Here is an 18,830-nt window from a genome sequence, read left to right on the forward strand (position 1 = left end):
GCGATGCAGTCCGCGGTGAGTGGGGCGGGCGGGAATCGGCGGAAGGAGGGTTGGCTGGACGGCTGCTTTCTGATCGCTTGGTCGTGACGCGTACACATCGCGCCCCGAGCGCGCTTCACCTTCTTCCTGCCTGCGGCAGTGCTATCGCGCACGGCGATCGGAACGGCGCGCTCGTCCGTCTCCACGTCGTCATGCCCGGGACAAGCCCGGGCATGACGGAGTAATTCAACGGGGCGAGGGCTTCTCGATCAGCCAACTGGAGACGTCTCCAAATGCCGGCCTGCGTCCGAGTTAGCGAGTAGCTCGTCCGGGTCTGTGTCGCAGCTTTCATTCGACCGGCGACGCCTTCATCCGGTGGTCCTCCACCGGCAACCCCAGCGCGGCCTGGATGGCGCGAGCGAGGAATTGCAGGGTCAGGAGCAGCATGCCGAAGGTGACGACGGCCTGCGGAAACCACAGCGGGGTGTCGCTCGAGGTCGAGACCTGGCCACGCATGAACGAGCTGAAGGCGAACTTCATCATCGCCCAGGTCAGGAACGCCATGAAGGCGAAGCCGGCCACCGCGGCCAGCACCTCCATCGCGCGCTGCAACGGCGCCGGTACGTTCTTCAGCAGCAGCACCACCCGGATGTGGCCGCCGACGCGCAGGGTCATGGCGGCGCCGAAGGTGAAGGACGCCGCCATCAAATAGGAGGAGTACTCCCAGGCGATCGAGATGGTCGGCGGGAAGAACGGCAGCACGTTCGACAGCGCCCGCGTCGTGACCTCCGCCAGCATCAGGCCCGTCAAGGTCAGCAGACAGCCGCCGCCGATCCAGCCATCGAGCCGGCCGAGCCGGTCGATGACATCGAGCAGGATACGCAGCGGTGCGGGCGCCGCCGCGTTGAGGCTCGCCGTTTCGCCCGGCGATGGCTCCATGATGGCCTCAGCCACGCTTCATCTCGGCGAGATAGGCCTTCACCGGCGCCTCGGCAGCGGGCACGCGCTTCAGGAACGCCTCCATCAGCGGCGCGGTCTTGGTGCGGATCTCCGTCATCATCGCCTCGGACACCGGCACCACCTCCATGCCGCCTTCCTTCAGGCGGTTGAGGCTGTCGACGTCGGCCTTGACCGAGTTGGCCCAGAAGGTCGGTTCCATCCTGGCGGCGATGTCGGTGATGATCTTCTGCTGATCCGGCGTCAGCGCCTTCCAGGAATCCAGGTTGACGTTGAGCATCTGCGACGACCACACATGGTTGGTCGGGTAGACGTACTTCAAAAACTCCCAGAACTTGCCGTCGACGCCCGACACCGACGAGGTCGAGACGCCCGCGACCGCGCCAGAGGCCAGCGCCGGAATGGTCTCGCCCCAGGGGATCATGACCGCGGCCATGCCGATGGCGTTGAGCATGTCGACCGCGTTCTTGTCGGGTACGCGGATCTTGATGTTCTTCAGCCCGGCGACCTCTGATGTCTTGACCTTCAGATGAAGATACTGCGTCGGCCACGGCACGATGTAGAGGATCTTCTGGTTGTTGCGCGCGGCGATCTTGTCGTATTCGGGCCGGACATATTTGTGCAGCGCCTTGACCTCGTCGACGGAGCCCGCGAGGAACGGGATGCTCTCGACGCCCATGAACGGCTCGTCGCCCACCTGCTGAATGTTGAGCACGTCGGCGAGCGGCACCAGGCCATCGCGTACGGCACGCAGATGCTCGGGGCCCTTGAAGCCGAGCTGACCGCCGGCCTTCACCGTGATGTTGACGGCACCGTTCGTCTGCTTCTTCACCTCTTCCGCAAACGCCATCGCGTTCTGGGTGTGGAAGTTGCCCTCCGGCCAGACCGTCGACATGTCCCAGTTCGTCGTCGCCGCGCGGGCGCGGGTCGAGACCTGGCTCGCCGTGAGCAACGCCGCTGCACCTGCGGTGAACGTCCGTCGTGTGATCATGGGTGTCTCCGCTGTTGTGAGTTAGCTGTGATCGTGCACCGCTCGGGCGGCGCGACGGGTGCCTCGCGCTGGGCGACGACTGAGTTGCCATCTCATGCGATCGTCCCTCATCGTGCCCGCCCGTAGACCGCTGCCGCATTCTCCGCCGACACCAGCCCGCTCTCGACATCGCTCTGCACGAGCGCCGTCGCGCGCTCCCGGGGATCACCGATGCCGGCACCACCCGGGGTCAGCACCACCAGCCGGTCGTCCGGCGGCACGGTCTGAAAGCCTTTTCCGCGCAGCTTCTTGCCGGACTTGAGCCCGACATAGCCGGCCTCGCCATCGTGGCCGCCATCGCGGCCGCGGGGCGGGTGATCGATGCGGTCGAAGGCGGCGAGGATGTCGAACGGGGCGTCGACGCCGCTGCCGACCTCGATGATTTGGCCGAGGCCACCGCGCGTGCGGCCAGGACCGCCGGAATCCGGCCGCAGCTCCTTGCGCCAGAAGATCAAGGGCGTCTGCGTCTCGGCGATCTCAACCGGCGTGCCACGCACGCCGGAGGGGTAGGCGGTGGCCGACAGCCCGTCCTTGTCGAAGCGGGCGCCGGTGCCGCCGTTCGACGTCACCGCCATCGAGAACCCGTAATTGCCGCCGGCGCCGGAGCGGGTCTGACCGCGAACATTGAGATTCCACAGGCACGACGTGCCCTCGGCCGGCACGCGCTCCGGGATGATCTGCCGGAGGCAGCCGAACACGACGTCGGGCAGCATCTGGCCGATGACATGGCGCGAGGCGACCGGCGCGGGTTTTGGCGCATTGAGGATCGCGCCCGATGGCGCGGAGACCGTGAGCGGCGACAGCGAGCCGGCATTGTTGGGGATCTCGGAGGCCACCACGCAGCCCAGCCCGAACACGGTGTAGGCCGTGGTGTAGGACAGCGGCACGTTGATGCCGAACTTCGAGGCGGGCGAGGTGCCGTCGAAATCCACATGGATGCCGTCGTCCGAGATCGTCAGCGCCGCCTTCAACGTGACCGGCGCATCATAGCCGTCGACCACCATCTCGTTGCGCCAGGTGCCCTTGGGCAGCTTGGCGATCTCGGCCAGCACGGCCTCGCGCGAGCGGTCGCAGACGTAATCGCCGAGCTCGTCGAGCGAAGCGATGCCGAACTCCCGCATCATCTCGACCAGGCGCTGGCATCCGACGTCGTTGCAGGCGGCGAGCGAATAGGTGTCGCCCTCGGTGTCGACCGGCAGCCGCGTGTTGGCGCGGACCATGGCCATCAGGGTCTCGTTGACGACGCCCTGGTCGATCAGCTTCAGCATCGGGATGTACAGCCCCTCCATGAACACGTCGGTGCCATCGGGGCCGAAGCCGATGCCGCCGATGTCCATCAGATGGCTGGTGCAGGAGAACAGCGCGACCGGCTCGCCGTCCTTGAAGCAGGGCGTGGTGACGACGAAGTCGTTGAGATGGCCGGTGCCCATCCACGGATCGTTGGTGATGTAGGCATCGCCCGGTTTCATCGTGGCAATCGGGAAGTGCGCGATGAAGTGCTTCACCGACTCGGCCATCGAGTTGACATGGCCCGGCGTGCCGGTGACGGCCTGCGCCAGCATGCGTCCCTTCAGGTCGAACACGCCAGCGGAGAGGTCGCCGCATTCGCGCACGATCGGGCTGAAGGCGGTGCGCAGCAGCACCTGCGCCTGTTCCTCGACCACGGCGATCAGCCGGTGCCACATGATCTGCAGGTCGATCAGGCTGGTTTGTGACGAGCTCATCTCAGGCCGCCTTCCGTTCCATGACGATGCTGCCGGCACCGTCGATATGCGCATCGAAACTGTTGGAGATGAAGGTCGAGGTCTCGTCCTCGGCGATCACGGCGGGTCCCGCGATGACGGCGCCCGGCGCCATCTGCTCGCGGCGATACAGCGGGATCTCGACGAAGTGTCCGGCGCGGCCGTCGAAGAACTTGCGGTGGCCGGCGGCTGGCCCAGCGGGCCTGCGCGTCACCGCGGCGACGGCCGGCGGCTGGCGCGCGTCCGTCGTCGCAAGCACCGACCAGCTCAGCACCTCGATCGCGGCGCCGGGAATGGCCCGTTCGAACAGCGCGGCGTAGCCGGCCTCGAAGGTCCTACGCAGTGCGGGCAGATCATCGGCGGTGAGTGCGCGGTTGGGCAGCTCGACGCTGATCTCGTGGCCCTGGCCGACATAGCGCATGAAGGCGGCACGGTGCTCGCGCACCGCAGCGCCGGCCGCACCGGGCTCGACCAGCGCGCGCGCCTCGTCCGCCATCTCCTGCAGCAGGCCGGAGATGAGGGCGGTGTCGAACTCATCGAGCCGGGCGTGGCGGCTACGTACCAGCTCATAGGCGATGGGCGCGGCGAGGAAGCCGACTGCCGAGCCGACGCCGGCATTGGACGGCACGATCACCCTGGGAGACGCCGATCTTCTCGGCGACGCGGGCGGCGTGCAGCGGCGCGGCGCCGCCGAACGCGATCAGCGTGTGCTGGCCGATCACGGCGCCGCGCTCGACGGCGTGGACGCGCGCGGCGCTCGCCATGTTCTCGCACACCACTTCGTGCACCGCGTAGGCGGCGGTCTCGGCATCGAGGCCAAGCGGCGCGCCGACGTCGCGGAGCAGGGCCTGTCGCGACAGTTCGGGATCGAGCTTGATGGTGCCGCCGGCGAACGCGTCGGGATCGATCATGCCGAGCGCGACATCGGAATCGGTGACCGCGGGACGCTGGCCGCCGCGGCCGTAGCAGGCCGGTCCCGGCTCGGAGGAGGCGCTTTCGGGGCCGACGGTGACGCGCTTCATCGCATCGATGCGTGCGATCGAGCCGCCGCCGGCGCCGATCTCGACCATCTCGATGACGGGAATGCGCACCGGCAGGCCGGAGCCTTTGAGGAAGCGCGCGGCGCGGTCGACCTCGAACACGCGCGAGCTCTCCGGCTCGAAGTCCTCGATCAGGCAGATCTTGGCGGTGGTGCCGCCCATGTCGAACGACAGCACCTTGCGTTCGCCAAGCCGGGCCGCGATCTGGCCGGCGAAGATCGCGCCACCCGCGGGCCCGGATTCGACGAGGCGCACCGGAAAGCGCCGTGCGGTGTCGATCGAGGTGACGCCGCCGCCGGAGGTGACCAGATAGATCGCGCCGCGGAACTGCTCGATCCTGAGCGCCTGCTCCATGCGCGCGAGATAGCTGTCCATCAGCGGCTGCACATAGGCATTGGCGACCGCGGTCGAGGTTCGCTCATATTCCCGGATTTCGGGACAGACGGCAGAGGAGAGCGTGATCGATACGCCCGGCATCTCCTCGGCCAGGATCTCGCCCGCGCGGCGCTCGTGCGCGGGATTGGCATAGGCGTGCAGGAAGGCGATGGCGATGCTGGCGACGTCGAGGGCGCGCAGCTGCGGCACCAGGGCGCGCACTGCCGCTTCATCGAGCGGCAGTCTGACATCTCCATGAGCATCGACGCGCTCGGGCACGGTGAAGCGCAGGGCGCGCGGCACCAGCGGCTTCGGCTTGTCGATCGAGAGATCGTACTGGTCGTAGCGGCTCTCGGTTCCAATATCCAGAACATCGCGGAAGCCTGATGTGGCGATCAGCGCCGTCCTGGCGCCGCGGCGCTCGATGATGGCGTTGGTGGCGAGCGTGGTGCCGTGAATGAAGACGTCGATATCGGAGATGCGCGCCTTCGCATCGGCGAGGATCAGGCGCGTGCCATCCAGCACGGCCTGCTCGGGCTGCGTCGGCGTCGTCAGCACCTTGCGTGTGCGGCGAAGCTCGCCGATGTCGAGAACGATATCGGTGAACGTGCCACCGATATCGACGGCCAGCCGGACTTCGGCTCCTTCAAGCATACGATAGATCTCCGCAACGAATTGATGGACGAGTTGAGCAAGTCCTATGCCATTGCGCCAGCGGAGATGTGTCTTGCTGCTCTGCATTTGTGCGGTGCGGACTTGAGGTCGTGATAGCGAGCGCGCTCAATCTTGCTGATCGACGATGTCGTTGTTCGCTCGTGCGTCGACGCGACGTCGCGTGCAGCGCTTCGCTGCCGACCCTACGCCCCGCCGTCGTCCCGGCGAATGCCGGGACCCATAACCCCAGGGAGTCGTTTGGGGCAGGCTGGTCGTTTGCCATCTTCGCCTCATGTCCGCCGCTGGCGTATGGGTCGCGGATCAGCGCCGCGTCGCGCTGGCGCGCGCCGCGGCTTGTCCGGGACGACAGCGGAGATTGCAGCGCGTGCTGAGCAGTTCGAACACAAGCGTTCTCGTTCCCGCGGCACTTCACGCCCGAGTTCTGCGATCAGTTCACCCTCACACAAAACGAGAGGACGCAGGGAATGCCGGGTGAAGGCCTCACCCATGGCCCGCCTGCGAAAGAAAATGCAGGCGGCAGGTACCACAGGTTCAGCCGAACATCCGGCATTCCCTGCGCGGTGTCTTCACGCTTATACGCAGCCTCCCTGGTGCGCCGGGCTTGTTGGCCACCATGATCCGCGCGATGCGTCAGCATCGCTGCGAACGTAACACCAGCTTCGGGGTGTCAGGACGCTGCGACTTCACGTCCGCTGGGCATGCCGGTCGTCTGCGCATCGAGCGCGTCCGGCATGACCTGCGGCACCGCATCTCACCCCGACGTTCGTGACGACGCGTACATCCCTTGTGTAGAGAAGCTCTGCCAAGATGCGCAAACGGGCGGTTCTGACCAACCGCCCGTCGTTGGATCTGAGCCCGTTACGTCCCAAAAGCGATGAAGCTTGTTTCAGAGCGAGGGACAGATCCGGTGTCTTCCTCAACCCGAACAGTTGCAAGTGCTTTGAGCCCGAACCGAGCAAGGAAGGGAGTCGAAGATGGCACAAACTGACAGCGTTGTCGCGGGCATCGATGTGGCAAAGGACAAGGTGGATGCGTGCGTTCGGACAGTCGCCGAACGTCCAACTTTTCTGAGCGCCGCGGTAGGACAACGCCGGTTGGTCGCCTGGGTGCGTAAGCACAAGGTCACCAAGGTCGTGATGGAGGCGAGTGGAGGCTATGAGCGGGAATGGGCCAAACTGCTGCGCCAGGCTGGCACCGAGGTGCAGGTTGTCGACCCCAAGCGGGTTCGCAACTTCGCATTATCGGCCGGACGCTTAGCCAAGAACGACGCGATCGACGCGGAGATGATCGCTTGGTTTGGCGAGACATTCAGCGATGGGCCAAGTCAGGTCTACGATGCAGATCTTGAGGAACTGCAGGGCTTGGTGAAGGCGCGTGTGAGACTGGTCAATGCCAGAATAGCCCTTGGGTGCCAGAGTGAACACGCCGCGCCGCGGACGGTCCAAAAGGCGCAGGCGCGCATCCTGGAGAGCTTTGACAAGGAAATTGCCAAGCTCGAAGCAGAGATATCAGCCAAGGTCAGGTCCATCCCGAGCTTGGCTGAGCGTGCGGAGATCATCGCCAGCGTCCCAGGACTTGGTCAGATCAGTGCCGCCAACCTCGTCGCCGGAATGCCTGAGCTCGGCCGAGTCAGTGACAGGATCGCCGCTGCCTTGATCGGTGTGGCCCCCTATGACGACGACAGTGGCAAGCACCGCGGTGAGCGTCATATCGAGGGAGGTCGCCGCTGGGTCCGCAACGCCATCTATATGCCCTGCCTCGGCGCGGCAACGCTCAACAACCCTGTTCTCAAGGCCTACTATCGTCGACTGATCGCCAAGGGCAAGAAGCCCAAAGTGGCCGTCATCGCCTGCATGCGCAAGCTGATCATCATCCTCAACACAATGCTCGCACGCGGCCAGCAATGGGATCCGGCACGTTGCGTGGCGAGCTGATCGAGCGCGCTCCTGCCGCGCTCGGTTCCCGACCGAGCGCATGTAAGTCGACTGGACCTGTGAACGGATTGGCTCAAGGCCGAAGCCGCCGAAGGCGGTGGCGCGCCCAGCGCCAGCCTTGAACCAAGCCGGCTTACAGGTCCAAAACTCCACAGTTGCTCTGCATGGGGCGGGACGACGCGGATCATACATGATTTCCGAGAAAGCGAAAGATCAAAATTCGATTTTGTCGAAATTCTCGCGGCGGCGGTGCGCAAGCAGGGACCAGGCGCGCTTGATCGCGGTTCAGTCTCCGTGGGCCGGCCGCTGCAGGGCCGCATAGACCACCCCGAGAACCAGACTATAGGCCTCGACCATGGCCAGCGAAAACAGGCCCGGGCCCGCGCCAAGTCCGAGCGAGATGCCGAACGGCCCGAGACCGATGGCCGGAAACAGCACGATCCCGAGCAGCAGCCAGCCGGCAAGTCCGAGCAGAAAGCCCTTGGCGAGGCCGCTCCGCCCGGGCAGGCGGTGGAAGACGTAGCCGAACAGCAGGCCGATGAGGAAGGCGCCGTTGAGCTGCGAGAGCAGCCAGACCGGCGCTTGCACATGCGTGACATTGGCGAACAGCGGCGGGAGCGTCTCGAGCAGCGCGGACGACGGATCGAACTGCGGCAGGATGTGCAGCGCGGTCTTGAGCTCCATCAGCCCCATATGCGCCAGCGTCCCGCAGCCCGACGCCACCAGCGACGATCCTATCCAGCGATAGCTGCGCGTCATTGTCATCGCGTCATTTCGTCCGAAGCGCATCACGGTTCCGTTGATCCTGCTCAACTACGCGAACGCGCCGCCCGCTTAGTTTGCACAAACTCATTGATGCCACGTCAAGGGAGTTCCGCCATGAGAGCAGATCCACGTGCGTTGATCCTGGCCGCCGCCGTCGTGATGGCCACCGTTGCACCGTCCGTTGCCCAGCCGGGTGCAGGCGGACCGCCGGGCTGGGGCCCGGGCATGATGATGGGCCCGGGGATGATGGGCGGGCGGGGTTTCGGCTTTCTCTGCAATCCCCGCATGGCCGGCTTTGCCGAATGGCGCCTGTCGCAGATCGAAAGCGCGATCAGGCCGAACGAGACGCAGCGCGCGCGGCTCGACGATCTCAAGGCCGCATCGGCCAAGGCGGCCGAACTGATCACCAAGGACTGTCCGACGACGCCTCCCGCCAGGGCGACCGAGCGTCTTGCGCTGGCCGAGCAGCGCCTCGACGCGATGCAGCAGGCGATCAAGCTGGTCCGGCCGGCGTTCCAGGCGCTCTACGATTCGCTCGACGACAAGCAGAAGGCGGCCATGGACGCCAGCGGTCCGCGCAATTGGGGCTGGCATCATTGGCACTGGCCGTGGAGCGAGGAGTAGCCGTCGGCAGGCGGCGCCGCGGGCTCAGCCGCGTCCCATGACGTGGACCGGTCTGAAGCAGCCGAGGATCAGGCGTTTCGGGTCGAACGGTATCTCGCCTGAGATTTCGAAGCGCGGGTCGCTGTGCATGCGCGCCTCGGCGATATCGAGCGTCGCCTTGTCCGGCCACACCTGCCAGGAGAATACGATCTTCTCGCCGGTCTTCGCCGCGACGGCGCGGCGAAAATCGGTGAGTGTGCCGTCCGGCACGTGGTCTTCCCACGATTCGACGATCTCGAGGCAGCCGTACTCACGTAACAGTGCTGCGCTGCGCGCCGCCCATTCGCAGTAGGCCTCCAGCTTGTCCTCTGGTACGGGGATTACGAATCCTGCGACATACACCGCTCAGGCTCCCTGGAATTTTCTTTAAGTCTAGCATGCCCCTGGACCGAGCGTTCACGGCGCTCGTGTTCCGGAGCGGCATGGCGTAAAGCAGCCGGACCAAAACGAGGTTTTCCCCCATTGTCCTTTCCCGCTACAGTTCCGCCGCTCGCCCGCGCGCTCGCCGAGCGCAATTATGAGCAGCCGACCCCCGTTCAGCTCGCCGTGCTCGATGACGAGGCGGTCGACCGCGACCTGCTGGTCTCAGCCCAGACCGGCTCGGGCAAGACCGTGGCCTATGGGCTCGCGATGGCGACGAACCTGTTGGGCGACGCCGAGCGGTTCGAGCGGGCCTCGGCGCCGCTGGCGCTGATTGTGGCGCCGACGCGCGAGCTCGCGCTGCAGGTCCAGCGCGAGCTGGCCTGGCTGTATCAGCATGCCGGCGCGCGGGTGGTCTCCTGCGTCGGCGGCATGGATCCGCGCCGTGAGCAGCGAGAGCTGGAGGCGGGGGCGCATATCGTCGTCGGCACGCCAGGGCGGTTGTGCGATCATCTGCGCCGCGGGCGTCTCGACATTTCGGACTTGAGGGCGGTCGTGCTCGACGAGGCCGATGAGATGCTCAACCTCGGCTTTCGCGAGGATATGGAGTTCATCCTCAAGACCACGCCGGAGACGCGCCGGACCCTGCTGTTCTCGGCGACCTTTCCGCGCGGCATCGTGGCGCTGGCCAAGCAGTATCAGGACGACGCCTTCCGGATCGAGGTCGAAGGCGACGAGGGCGGGCACGCCGACATCGAGTATCGCGCCGTCCGCATCGCGCCTGCCGATGCCGAGCATGCGGTGGTCAATCTGCTGCGCTTCTACGAGTCGCCGAGCGCGATCGTATTCTGCAACACCCGCGAGGCCGTCCGGCATCTGCAGGCGGCGCTGCTGGAGCGCGGTTTCTCGGTGGTCGCGCTTTCCGGCGAACTGACCCAGAACGAGCGGACCCTGGCGCTGCAGTCGCTGCGCGACGGCCGCTCGCGCGTTTGCGTGGCGACCGATGTCGCGGCGCGCGGCATCGACCTGGCCAATCTCGATCTCGTCATCCATGCCGAGCTGCCGAACGATCCCGAGGTGATGCAGCACCGCTCGGGCCGCACCGGCCGCGCCGGCCGCAAGGGCGTCAGCGTGCTCCTGGTGCCGCCGGCCCGGCGGCGGCGGGCGGAGACGCTGCTGAACCTGGCCGGCATCGAAGCCGTGTGGGGAACGGCGCCGCAGGCCGACGAGATTCGCAGGCTCGATCACGAGCGCATGCTGCACGATCCGGTGTTGAGTGAGGAGACGACGGCGGAGGACCAGGCGCTCGCCCAGGCCTTGCTTGCGGAGCGCTCGCCCGAGGAGATCGCCGCCGCGCTGGCGCGGCTCTATCGCGCCCGGCTGCCGTCGCCGGAGGACATTCTCGATCCCGCCGAGGAGCGCGGGCGCGCCCGTCACGAGCGCGATCGCGACAACGGTCGGCCGGGGCGCGGCGAGGAGCGTCCGCCGGCGCCGCGAACCAAGACCGGAAAGCCATCGGCGCGCCACGGCATGGGGGAGCCCAGCGTGTGGTTCCGCGCCGCGGTCGGACGGAAAAAGAAGGCCGAGGCGCGCTGGCTGCTGCCGATGATCTGCCGTCGCGGCGGCATCGAGAAGCTGGACATCGGCGCCATCAAGATCTCCGACACGACGACCGAGTTCGAGATCGCCGCGCGCGTGGCCGACGCCTTCGCGGCCAACATCCGCCGGCCCGACAAGGAGGATACGATCCGCATCGAGCCGCTCGCTGCCGCACCGTCGGGGCAGGGGGCATCGGACAAGCCGCGCCCGGACAAGCGGCCGCGCCGCGCGGCCGAGGAGAGCGCGTACCATCCGCTGCGACGCGACGAGCCGCGGAGCGGCAATGATGCCAGGCCCCGCGGCAAGCCGTATCGCGACGGTCCCTCGAAAAAATTCGGAGACGAGCCGGCCTTCGCGAAGAAAAAGCCGCACCGCGAGAAGTCCAGCCGCAGCGGACAGACGTTCCCGTCCCACAGCGCGCGGTCGAAGGCGCCGGTTGGCAAGGCGCCCAAGGGCAAGCGCCGCGGCTGATCGGTCCGGTCGAAATGAGGGGCCGGTTGCGCGAAAAGTCGGGAGGAGCCGCATGAGCCGCTACGCCGTTCTCTATTTTGCGACGCTGGCCGTGCTGCTCGGCTTCGACATCCCATTCCTCAGCATCGTCGCCAAGGGCTTCTTCCAGTCGCAGGTCGGCGAGATGCTCGGCGAGATTCGTCCCGTGCCGGCGGTGCTGTTCTATCTGCTCTATATCGCCGGCGTGCTGATCTTCGTCAGCGGCACGGCCGATGCGACCTGGCGCTCGACCTTGCTCTATGGTGCGCTGTTCGGCCTGTTCTGCTACGCGACCTTCGAGCTGACCTCGCTGGCGATGCTGAAGCAGTGGACCTGGGCGGTGGTCGCGGTCGACATCAGCTGGGGCGTGTTCGTCACCGCGGCGTCGGCCACGGTGGGGCTGCTGATCGCGGACTGGGTGACGCCACGGGGGTAGAAGGCGGCTGCCGCATGCGATTTGGCGCGACGGGGATATTTCGGGTAAAGTCCTCGGCAATCGCATGAAGTCGCGCCGCGGAGTAGCGATGCCGACCCGAAACGTCGTGCTGACCGACCATCAGGACAAGATCATCGAGACGCACGGGCCTGAAATGGCAGGTTCGAGAGCTGGGGACGACATCGCACCGGGCGTGCGAACGCTTCATGTCGCGAGACACGGCCGACCCGGGCGGCATCTGCTGCTTTATCGCGCGGGCGGCGAGCAGATCATCGAGATCGGTCACATCCTCCATGATCGCATGGATCTGCCGCGGCATTCGCCCTTCTCCGATGAGAAGGGCGAATAAAGGGCTGAGTTCGGCCGTTACTTCGGCTGCGGCACCACGCGCAGATACGGCTTCGGCGCCTTCCAGCCGTTCGGATAGATCGTCTTGGCCTCATCGTCGGACACCGAACCGGCAATGATCACGTCCTCGCCCTGCTTCCAGTCGGCGGGGGTGGCGACGCGATGCTTGGCGGTGAGCTGCAGCGAGTCGATGACGCGGAGAATCTCCTGAAAGTTGCGGCCCGTGGTCATCGGATAGACCAGGATCAGCTTGATCTTCTTGTCCGGGCCGATGATGAAGACGTTGCGGACGGTGAGGTTGTCCGCGGCCGTCCGCTTCGACGGATCGCCGGAGACCGCCGCGGGCAGCATGTCGTAGAGCTTGGAGACGTTGTAGTCGGTGTCGCCGATCAAGGGATAGTTCGGCGCCGCGCCTTGCGTCTCGCGGATGTCCTCGGCCCACTGCGAGTGCTTGTCCACCGGGTCGACCGAGAGGCCGATCAGCTTGACGCCACGCTTGTCAAACTCCGGCTTCAGATGGGCGAGGGCGCCGAGCTCGGTGGTGCACACCGGGGTGAAATCCTTCGGGTGCGAGAACAGCAGCGCCCAGCTGTCACCGATCCAGTCGTGGAATTTGATCTTGCCTTCGGTGGTTTGCGCCTCGAAGTCCGGAGCGACTGAGCCGATTTGGAGAGCCATGACGACCTCAATTCATTGCAGGTGACGGGAATAAATTCTTCTAAGCACTATAGGAAATACCGCCCTCCAAGGGAACCGTTCCGCGAAAAAGAGAAAAACGTCCCATCTCAGCTCACGCGCGCAACAACTTGTTTTGAGTTCCCGGCCTGCGGCGAAACATCCGTAAGACCACCGGCTGCCCAGATTTCGCCACGTCTTGGTCGCAACACGCCGCCCCCGCCGAAGGGCGCTTTGAACCGTGATCCGGGTCACTGCGGCAAATCGGCAACCGAGACAAAAAACCCACTGCAGCGTTTCGAACCGTTAACCACTCGTTCAGACGCGGACCGACAAGGTGGGTCAACACAGCAACTGAGAAGAGAACATGTCTGCCTCTGCACCAAAAACCATCGGTTCCCTCGATGGTCTCGAACCGTCCTCCTGTGAAACCGCTGCTGACGCGCTCGGAATCGTGCGCGACGGTGTGATCACCGGTGAGGGCCCGACCACTGCGGGACGCGTGCATTTTTCCCGCGTGCTTGATGCCGATGACGTGGCCTGGTGCGCGCGCATCCTGACGGCTGCGGCGCTGAACGACACGCCGGTCAGCCGCGCCGAGGCCGAGGCGCTGTTCGAGATCGATGCTGCCGCGACCGAGCGCAAGGACGACGGCCGTTTCGAGGATCTGCTCGCCAAGGCGGTCGCGCATCACACCGCCGCGGCCTCGGGCCTGCCGGTGCCGCCGCGCAGCGTGGCGCTGGCGGCGGAGACCGCCATCGAGAGCTGGGCGCCGGTCAATGCGCGTGGCGTGCGCACCGATGCGCTGGAATGGGTCGCCAAGCGCATGCGCGGCAAGCGTCAGGCCAACCGCGTGCTGCGGGCGATGGTCGCGACCTTGGTCGGCGTGAGCGTGCTGCCCCTGGCGCAGCTGCCCTCGATGATCGATATCGGCATGTGAGCGCGACGCGCTCGTCGAACACTCCCCATTCAAAGAGCGCGATGATCTCATCGCGCTCTTTTCTTTTGCGCCGGCTTTCGGTTGCTCCGACGCGATCGGCTCGACGGGAGGGGCCGGGCCTCTTGATGAAGCCCGCTTGCCGGTGAATAGATCGGCCGGCATGGATCTGGCCTGGAGCACGGAGATGTCGAGATGAGCCGATGGAGCTTTGCCGCGCGCCTGTTGGCGGTCGCGGCGACGGCGCTGCTGCTCATGATGGCGTGGCAGACTTTCCCGCTGATCCAGGCGGAGATCCTGGGCCGGCGCGCCAAGCCGCGCGAGATCACGGCGCGCGGCGACCTCGCCGCCGACGAAAAGAGCACGATTGCGCTGTTCGAAAGCCGCAGCGGCTCGGTGGTCTTCATCACGACCGTTCAACAATCGGTCAATGCCTGGACCGGCGATGCGCAGCAGGAGCGTTCCGGCACTGGCTCCGGCTTCGTCTGGGACGATCTTGGCCACGTCGTCACCAATTATCACGTCATCGAAGGAGCGACCGAGGCGCTGGTCAGTCTCACCGATGGGCGTTCGTTCCGCGCGGCGCTGGTCGGCGCCAATCCGGAGAACGATCTCGCGGTGCTGCTGATCGGCGTCGGCACCGACCGGCCGAAGCCGCTGCCGATCGGCACCAGCGCCGATCTCAAAGTCGGGCAGAAGGTGTTCGCGATCGGCAATCCGTTCGGCCTCAGCAGCACGCTGACCACGGGCATCGTCTCGGCGCTCAACCGCAACCTGCAGGTCACGCAGGAGCGCACCCTGAACGGCTTGATCCAGACCGATGCCGCGATCAATCCCGGCAATTCCGGCGGGCCGCTGCTCGACAGCGCCGGACGGCTGATCGGGGTCAATACGGCGATCTACAGCCCGTCGGGCGCGTCGGCCGGGATCGGCTTCGCGGTGCCGGTCGACAAGGTCAATCGCATCGTGCCGCGGCTGATCGCGAGCGGCCGCTATGTCAGCCCGAGTCTCGGGATCCGGACCGATCCAAAAGCCAATGAGGTGCTGTCGGCACGTCTCAATATGTCGGGCGTGTTCGTGCTCGATGTCGAGCCGGATTCGGCGGCGGAGAAGGCGGGGCTGATCCCGGCGCGCCTGACCCGCGACGGCGGCTTCGCGCTTGGCGACGTGCTGCTGGCCATCGACGGGCAGGCGGTGGATTCCCCCGACGACATGACACGTGCGCTGGAGACCAAGACTCCCGGCGACCGCGTCGTGCTGCGGGTCCGGCGCGCCGGCAAGACGATCGAGGTCCGGGTGACGCTCGACGTCGCGCGGTGAGGTGGTCGTGAAGCAATTGGATGTTTCCATGGCGTCATTGCGAGCGCAGTGTTCAGACCGGGGACATAGCTTACACCTGTTCGGAGACATAGTTGACACTTTTCGGGCAGCGCAAATCGATCGCTGCGATCTGATGCGCGGCAAAGAAAATTCCGAATTTTCCGTCGGAACTGAGCGGACGAATAGCGAGCCGCTCACCGCGAAAGGCTTGCGGGACTTTCCAGAGCCGTCCCTTGAAACTGACATAGGCCTTGGTGGTGGATACCGAACGGACGATCTCGCCATCGTCGTATTCCACCGTCGGAAGGCGATCCGGCATCGTGCGCTGGCTGGGTCGATAGCGGCTTGCGGGCACATCGAAGTCCAACGCCTCGTGCGGCCGGTCGAGATTGTAGACGGCCCGCCAGTCGTCGAACGCCCGCTGGACGTCGATCAGGTCGCGATAGCGCTTGAGGGCAAAGACCTCGGCCTTCAAGGTGCGGTGGAAGCGTTCGTTCTTGCCCCGGCTCTGAGGATGGTAGGGCCGGCTGTGGATCGTTCGGACGCCGAGCTTCAGAAGCCACACCGTCAGCGTGGTCCAGGGGTCTTCAAGGGTGAAGCCCCAGGGGCCGCCATTGTCGACGAACATCGCATCCGGCAGTCCGTAGCGGCGGAACGTCGTCTCCAAATGGCCTTGTACCGTAGAGCCTCGTTCGTTGTCACAGGCGGCCAGGCACAAGGAGAAGCGCGAGTGGTCGTCCAACGCCGTCAGCGGATGACAGGACACGCCGTTCTCCAGCGCGCTGTGCCCCTTGAAGTCCATCTGCCAAAGCTGATTGGGCGCATCCTTCTCGAAGCGCGTGTAGGGCTGCCCGGGCGTGCCTGCAGGCTCGCTCACGCGATCGTAACGGCGCAGGATGGAGTGCACGGTGGATATCGCCGGGACAGCTTGCCCATCGCGCTCGAGACGACGTGCGAGCTTGCGCGCGCCCCAGGCCGGGTGAGCATCGCGCAGCGCGACAATCTGCTGCTCAGTCGCAGCCGCCGTGCGCTCCGGACTCCGATGCGGCCGCCGCGATCGGTCCGCCAGCGTCGTATCGCCAGCATCATCCCGCTGGATCCACTTGTAGCCGGTCTGGGGGCTGATGCCGAACTGCCGACACAGCTGCCGCCGGTTTACTCCCTCCTGCTTGGCAAGCATCACAAACTCTCGTCGCTGATCCATGACAGACACCTCTCGCCACGGCATCGCTCGCCCCCTTGTTTGACGAATCGAGCCGATTTTGACGTGTCAACCATGTCCCCGAACACCCGTCAGCCATGTCCCCGGGCTAAACAGCAGCGAAGCAATCCAGGGCTGCGCGCGCTACTCTGGATTGCTTCGCTGCGCTCGCAATGACGTGGAGAGGGCGGTACTTCTCATTGCGAAAAGACACGTGGGACGAGGTCCCCGGGTTCGCTTCCGCTCGCCCGGGGAGATGTGCATTCGCGTGATCTGACTACTTCGCCGCGGCCTTCTGCTTCGGCGCCTCGTCGTCGAGGCCGACCGTGCGACCGGGGAAGCCGGCGGCGTCGAAATAACGCTGGCTCCCGACGCGCTGGAGCTTCAGCACGGTGCGCAGGCCGCCCGAGGCCGGGTCCGACTTGATGACGTCGGACACCGCCTTCGGCGTGGCGCCGTTCGGCAGTGCCTCGGTCATGACCCGGCCGATCAGTCTGCCCTTCGCCGCGACCTTGAGGTCGAGCAGCCTGGCGGCGGTGATGCCGACATCCGCATTGCTGACGGGCAGGGGATCGATGAAGCCCGCCTTGAAGTCCGGACCGATCGCCGCCATGAAGTTGTACGTGTCGCCGCGGCTGAACGAGCCGTGCATGCCCTGGCCCTGGCGCAGCACGGTGTCGGCGACCTCGACCGAGCAGTTGCTCGGCACGTCGCAGCCCGGTGCGACATAGGAGCGGAAATTGACGACGATCGCCGGATGCGGCGTCACCGCCTTGCCCTGCAGGTTGATCTGCGACAGCGGCAGCGTGCCGGGGATCTCGCCGAGCTTGTCGTCGACGAAGATGCCGGAGACGTAGTCCTGGTCCAGCAGCGCCTTGACGGTGCGGCGGGCGAGCTTCTTGTCGTTGTTGGGCAGATAGATCAGGTCCGAGCCGCCATTGGTGGCGACGACGAGATCCGGCTTGGTCGGATCCTTGCCGAGTACGCCGTTGCCGGCCTTCGGGTGTTTGCCGGTGGGCACGGCGGCGTTCTTGTCGTTCGGATCGAACAGCGGCAAATCGAGCGCCTTGGCGAGGTCGAGCGCCAGGAAGCCCATCGGCAGGAAGTCCTTCGGCGTGTCGTCATAGCTGACCTTGGCCGAGGGCGAGGTCTTGCTTTCCTTGGAGATGGTCGAGAAGCCGTGGTCGGCCTGGACCATGATGTTGGTCGAAGCAGCCAGCCCGAGATCGTCGAGCGCCTTGCGCAGGGCCGCCAGATTGTCGTCGGCGTTCTTGATGCCGGCCATCGAGGTCGGGCCGTTGATGCCGGGCGTGATGGTGTTGAGGCTGTCGCCATGATTATGCTGGCTGCCGTCGGGATCGCGTGACCAGAACACCAGCACGAACGGCTTGTTGCGGGCCTTGAACATCGGCAGCACCACCTTGGTGGCGACGTCGACCATATAGGCCTGCTGCGCAACGTTGGCCGAGGTCGTACCGGGGGTCTTGGCGTCGCCCGCCTTGCCATTGTCGCCGCGCGATGGCGTCGCCAGCGGCAGCCCGGCCTTGCCGATGGCGTCCTTGACCTCGTCGGTCAGCGCCACCCCGTTCTTGCCGCCCGTGGAATCGTCGATCACGATCGAGGAGGTCGCGCCCGGCTTGCAGGGGCAGGCGGTGTGGTCGAACAGATAGGTCGGGCCGAGCTTGCCGATCGCCGCCGTCGAATAGCCGGCCTTGCGGGCGAGCTTCAGGATCGTGTCCTCGTTGAGATAGTCGCCGTTGAAATGTTCGTCGATGTCGCCGAGCACGGCGTCGTTCTCGATGAAGGGAACGACGGTGTCACCGGCGGGCACCGAAGTGTAGCCGGTGAAGATCGTGTTCGAGAATGTGCCGGTGTCGCCGAGATAATGGCCGGTGGCCATGGCCGAGCCGTTGGCCATGGTGAAGGTCGGAAACAGCGAGTGCGAGTTCTTGAAGTTGACGCCCTTGTCGCGGACAGCTGCCATGGCAGGCGTCGCGTCCGGCGTCACCTTCGCTGCCCGCAGGCCATCGGGAATGAACAGGATCAGGTTATGAGGCGTGGCGTTCTGCGCAAATGCGGCACTGGACGACAGCAGGGTCAGTCCGGCGCACAGCAGCACGAGCGGGCGGCGCATTGAAAACTCCTGAAAGCAATCGGCGGAATCGCGGCGTCTCGCCGCAGGGAGGAGCTTTAGTTTTGCCGGGTGACAGTTTCGTTACAAGAGGGTTGCGGGCCCCCGACGCCGCTCCGGCCAGGATTTTATGGCGACGGTCGGGGATGGCAGGAACCAGGGTGTGGCTGTCCG

At 65.8% G+C, this 18,830-nt stretch carries 15 protein-coding genes and 1 pseudogene; 7 read left to right on the forward strand and 9 right to left on the reverse strand.

Annotated elements, in window-relative coordinates:
• Positions 1–327 precede the first annotated feature (327 nt).
• The 4 genes and pseudogenes from ACVIJ6_RS26380 to ACVIJ6_RS26395 all read right to left on the reverse strand — a co-directional run bounded on the left by ACVIJ6_RS26380 (position 328) and on the right by ACVIJ6_RS26395 (position 5,777).
• Entirely contained in the window at positions 328–918 is a 591-nt protein-coding gene (locus ACVIJ6_RS26380; RefSeq protein WP_456777088.1) for a TRAP transporter small permease subunit, read from the reverse strand.
• Positions 919–925: 7 nt separating this feature from the next.
• Positions 926–1,927 carry a TRAP transporter substrate-binding protein gene (locus tag ACVIJ6_RS26385; protein ID WP_456775090.1) on the reverse strand — a complete coding sequence of 334 codons (1,002 nt, stop codon included), beginning with the start codon at positions 1,925–1,927 and terminating at the stop codon, positions 926–928.
• A 107-nt stretch (positions 1,928–2,034) separates the two neighbouring features.
• Positions 2,035–3,690, reverse strand: coding sequence for a hydantoinase B/oxoprolinase family protein (locus tag ACVIJ6_RS26390; RefSeq protein ID WP_456775091.1), 1,656 nt, complete (start codon positions 3,688–3,690; stop codon positions 2,035–2,037).
• 1 nt (position 3,691) lies between these two features.
• Positions 3,692–5,777, reverse strand: a pseudogene (locus ACVIJ6_RS26395) (hydantoinase/oxoprolinase family protein).
• A 995-nt stretch (positions 5,778–6,772) separates the two neighbouring features.
• Here ACVIJ6_RS26395 and ACVIJ6_RS26400 point away from each other — a divergent pair.
• Positions 6,773–7,732 (forward strand): IS110 family RNA-guided transposase, encoded by a 960-nt coding sequence (locus ACVIJ6_RS26400; RefSeq protein WP_456772080.1) that lies wholly within the window; start codon positions 6,773–6,775, stop codon positions 7,730–7,732.
• Positions 7,733–8,017: 285 nt separating this feature from the next.
• Here ACVIJ6_RS26400 and ACVIJ6_RS26405 read toward each other — a convergent pair whose 3' ends face one another.
• Positions 8,018–8,497 carry a DUF6789 family protein gene (locus tag ACVIJ6_RS26405; protein ID WP_244424083.1) on the reverse strand — a complete coding sequence of 160 codons (480 nt, stop codon included), beginning with the start codon at positions 8,495–8,497 and terminating at the stop codon, positions 8,018–8,020.
• Between the two features lie 114 nt (positions 8,498–8,611).
• Here ACVIJ6_RS26405 and ACVIJ6_RS26410 point away from each other — a divergent pair, with 114 nt between their 5' ends.
• The gene (locus ACVIJ6_RS26410; protein WP_456775092.1) at positions 8,612–9,121 is read left to right on the forward strand and encodes a Spy/CpxP family protein refolding chaperone; all 510 of its coding nucleotides are present in this window, start codon (positions 8,612–8,614) and stop codon (positions 9,119–9,121) included.
• A gap of 24 nt (positions 9,122–9,145) precedes the next feature.
• Here ACVIJ6_RS26410 and ACVIJ6_RS26415 read toward each other — a convergent pair whose 3' ends face one another.
• Complete coding sequence (locus ACVIJ6_RS26415; RefSeq protein WP_456775093.1) at positions 9,146–9,502, reverse strand: DUF1428 domain-containing protein; 357 nt, start codon at positions 9,500–9,502, stop codon at positions 9,146–9,148.
• A gap of 120 nt (positions 9,503–9,622) precedes the next feature.
• Here ACVIJ6_RS26415 and ACVIJ6_RS26420 point away from each other — a divergent pair, with 120 nt between their 5' ends.
• The 3 genes from ACVIJ6_RS26420 (at position 9,623) to ACVIJ6_RS26430 (ending at position 12,393) form a co-directional block, all read left to right on the forward strand.
• The gene (locus ACVIJ6_RS26420; RefSeq protein ID WP_456775094.1) at positions 9,623–11,590 is read left to right on the forward strand and encodes a DEAD/DEAH box helicase; all 1,968 of its coding nucleotides are present in this window, start codon (positions 9,623–9,625) and stop codon (positions 11,588–11,590) included.
• Between the two features lie 52 nt (positions 11,591–11,642).
• Complete coding sequence (locus ACVIJ6_RS26425) at positions 11,643–12,044, forward strand: DUF2177 family protein (RefSeq protein ID WP_456775095.1); 402 nt, start codon at positions 11,643–11,645, stop codon at positions 12,042–12,044.
• An 88-nt stretch (positions 12,045–12,132) separates the two neighbouring features.
• Complete coding sequence (locus tag ACVIJ6_RS26430) at positions 12,133–12,393, forward strand: hypothetical protein (protein ID WP_456775096.1); 261 nt, start codon at positions 12,133–12,135, stop codon at positions 12,391–12,393.
• Positions 12,394–12,410: 17 nt separating this feature from the next.
• Here ACVIJ6_RS26430 and ACVIJ6_RS26435 read toward each other — a convergent pair whose 3' ends face one another.
• Positions 12,411–13,070, reverse strand: a complete 660-nt coding sequence (locus ACVIJ6_RS26435; protein ID WP_456775097.1) for a peroxiredoxin — start codon at positions 13,068–13,070, stop codon at positions 12,411–12,413.
• A gap of 364 nt (positions 13,071–13,434) precedes the next feature.
• Between ACVIJ6_RS26435 and ACVIJ6_RS26440 the strand changes: the two genes are divergently transcribed.
• Together ACVIJ6_RS26440 and ACVIJ6_RS26445 are read left to right on the forward strand one after the other, a co-directional pair.
• A complete protein-coding gene (locus ACVIJ6_RS26440; protein WP_456775098.1) occupies positions 13,435–14,007 on the forward strand; it encodes a hypothetical protein in 573 nt (190 codons plus the stop codon).
• Between the two features lie 192 nt (positions 14,008–14,199).
• On the forward strand, positions 14,200–15,324 hold the full coding sequence (locus ACVIJ6_RS26445; RefSeq protein WP_456775099.1) for a S1C family serine protease: 1,125 nt from the start codon (positions 14,200–14,202) through the stop codon (positions 15,322–15,324).
• Positions 15,325–15,394: 70 nt separating this feature from the next.
• Here the strand turns inward: ACVIJ6_RS26445 and ACVIJ6_RS26450 are convergent, their stop codons facing one another.
• Both ACVIJ6_RS26450 and ACVIJ6_RS26455 read right to left on the reverse strand, forming a co-directional pair.
• Positions 15,395–16,552, reverse strand: coding sequence for an IS481 family transposase (locus ACVIJ6_RS26450; protein ID WP_456771698.1), 1,158 nt, complete (start codon positions 16,550–16,552; stop codon positions 15,395–15,397).
• Positions 16,553–16,802: 250 nt separating this feature from the next.
• Positions 16,803–18,659 carry an alkaline phosphatase family protein gene (locus ACVIJ6_RS26455; protein ID WP_456775100.1) on the reverse strand — a complete coding sequence of 619 codons (1,857 nt, stop codon included), beginning with the start codon at positions 18,657–18,659 and terminating at the stop codon, positions 16,803–16,805.
• Positions 18,660–18,830: the final 171 nt, after the last annotated feature.

Source organism: Bradyrhizobium sp. USDA 4369 (assembly GCF_054056435.1).

Excerpts from the sequence above, each read along its gene's own strand:
- ACVIJ6_RS26400 (WP_456772080.1), top strand. The coding sequence starts at position 6,773 with ATGGCACAAACTGACAGCGTTGTCGCGGGCATCGATGTGGCAAAGGAC.
- ACVIJ6_RS26425 (WP_456775095.1), top strand. The coding sequence starts at position 11,643 with ATGAGCCGCTACGCCGTTCTCTATTTTGCGACGCTGGCCGTGCTGCTC.
- ACVIJ6_RS26380 (WP_456777088.1), bottom strand. The coding sequence starts at position 918 with ATGGAGCCATCGCCGGGCGAAACGGCGAGCCTCAACGCGGCGGCGCCC.
- ACVIJ6_RS26435 (WP_456775097.1), bottom strand. The coding sequence starts at position 13,070 with ATGGCTCTCCAAATCGGCTCAGTCGCTCCGGACTTCGAGGCGCAAACC.
- ACVIJ6_RS26385 (WP_456775090.1), bottom strand. The coding sequence starts at position 1,927 with ATGATCACACGACGGACGTTCACCGCAGGTGCAGCGGCGTTGCTCACG.
- ACVIJ6_RS26445 (WP_456775099.1), top strand. The coding sequence starts at position 14,200 with ATGAGCCGATGGAGCTTTGCCGCGCGCCTGTTGGCGGTCGCGGCGACG.
- ACVIJ6_RS26390 (WP_456775091.1), bottom strand. The coding sequence starts at position 3,690 with ATGAGCTCGTCACAAACCAGCCTGATCGACCTGCAGATCATGTGGCAC.
- ACVIJ6_RS26450 (WP_456771698.1), bottom strand. The coding sequence starts at position 16,552 with ATGCCGTGGCGAGAGGTGTCTGTCATGGATCAGCGACGAGAGTTTGTG.
- ACVIJ6_RS26410 (WP_456775092.1), top strand. The coding sequence starts at position 8,612 with ATGAGAGCAGATCCACGTGCGTTGATCCTGGCCGCCGCCGTCGTGATG.
- ACVIJ6_RS26430 (WP_456775096.1), top strand. The coding sequence starts at position 12,133 with ATGCCGACCCGAAACGTCGTGCTGACCGACCATCAGGACAAGATCATC.
- ACVIJ6_RS26405 (WP_244424083.1), bottom strand. The coding sequence starts at position 8,497 with ATGACAATGACGCGCAGCTATCGCTGGATAGGATCGTCGCTGGTGGCG.
- ACVIJ6_RS26455 (WP_456775100.1), bottom strand. The coding sequence starts at position 18,659 with ATGCGCCGCCCGCTCGTGCTGCTGTGCGCCGGACTGACCCTGCTGTCG.
- ACVIJ6_RS26440 (WP_456775098.1), top strand. The coding sequence starts at position 13,435 with ATGTCTGCCTCTGCACCAAAAACCATCGGTTCCCTCGATGGTCTCGAA.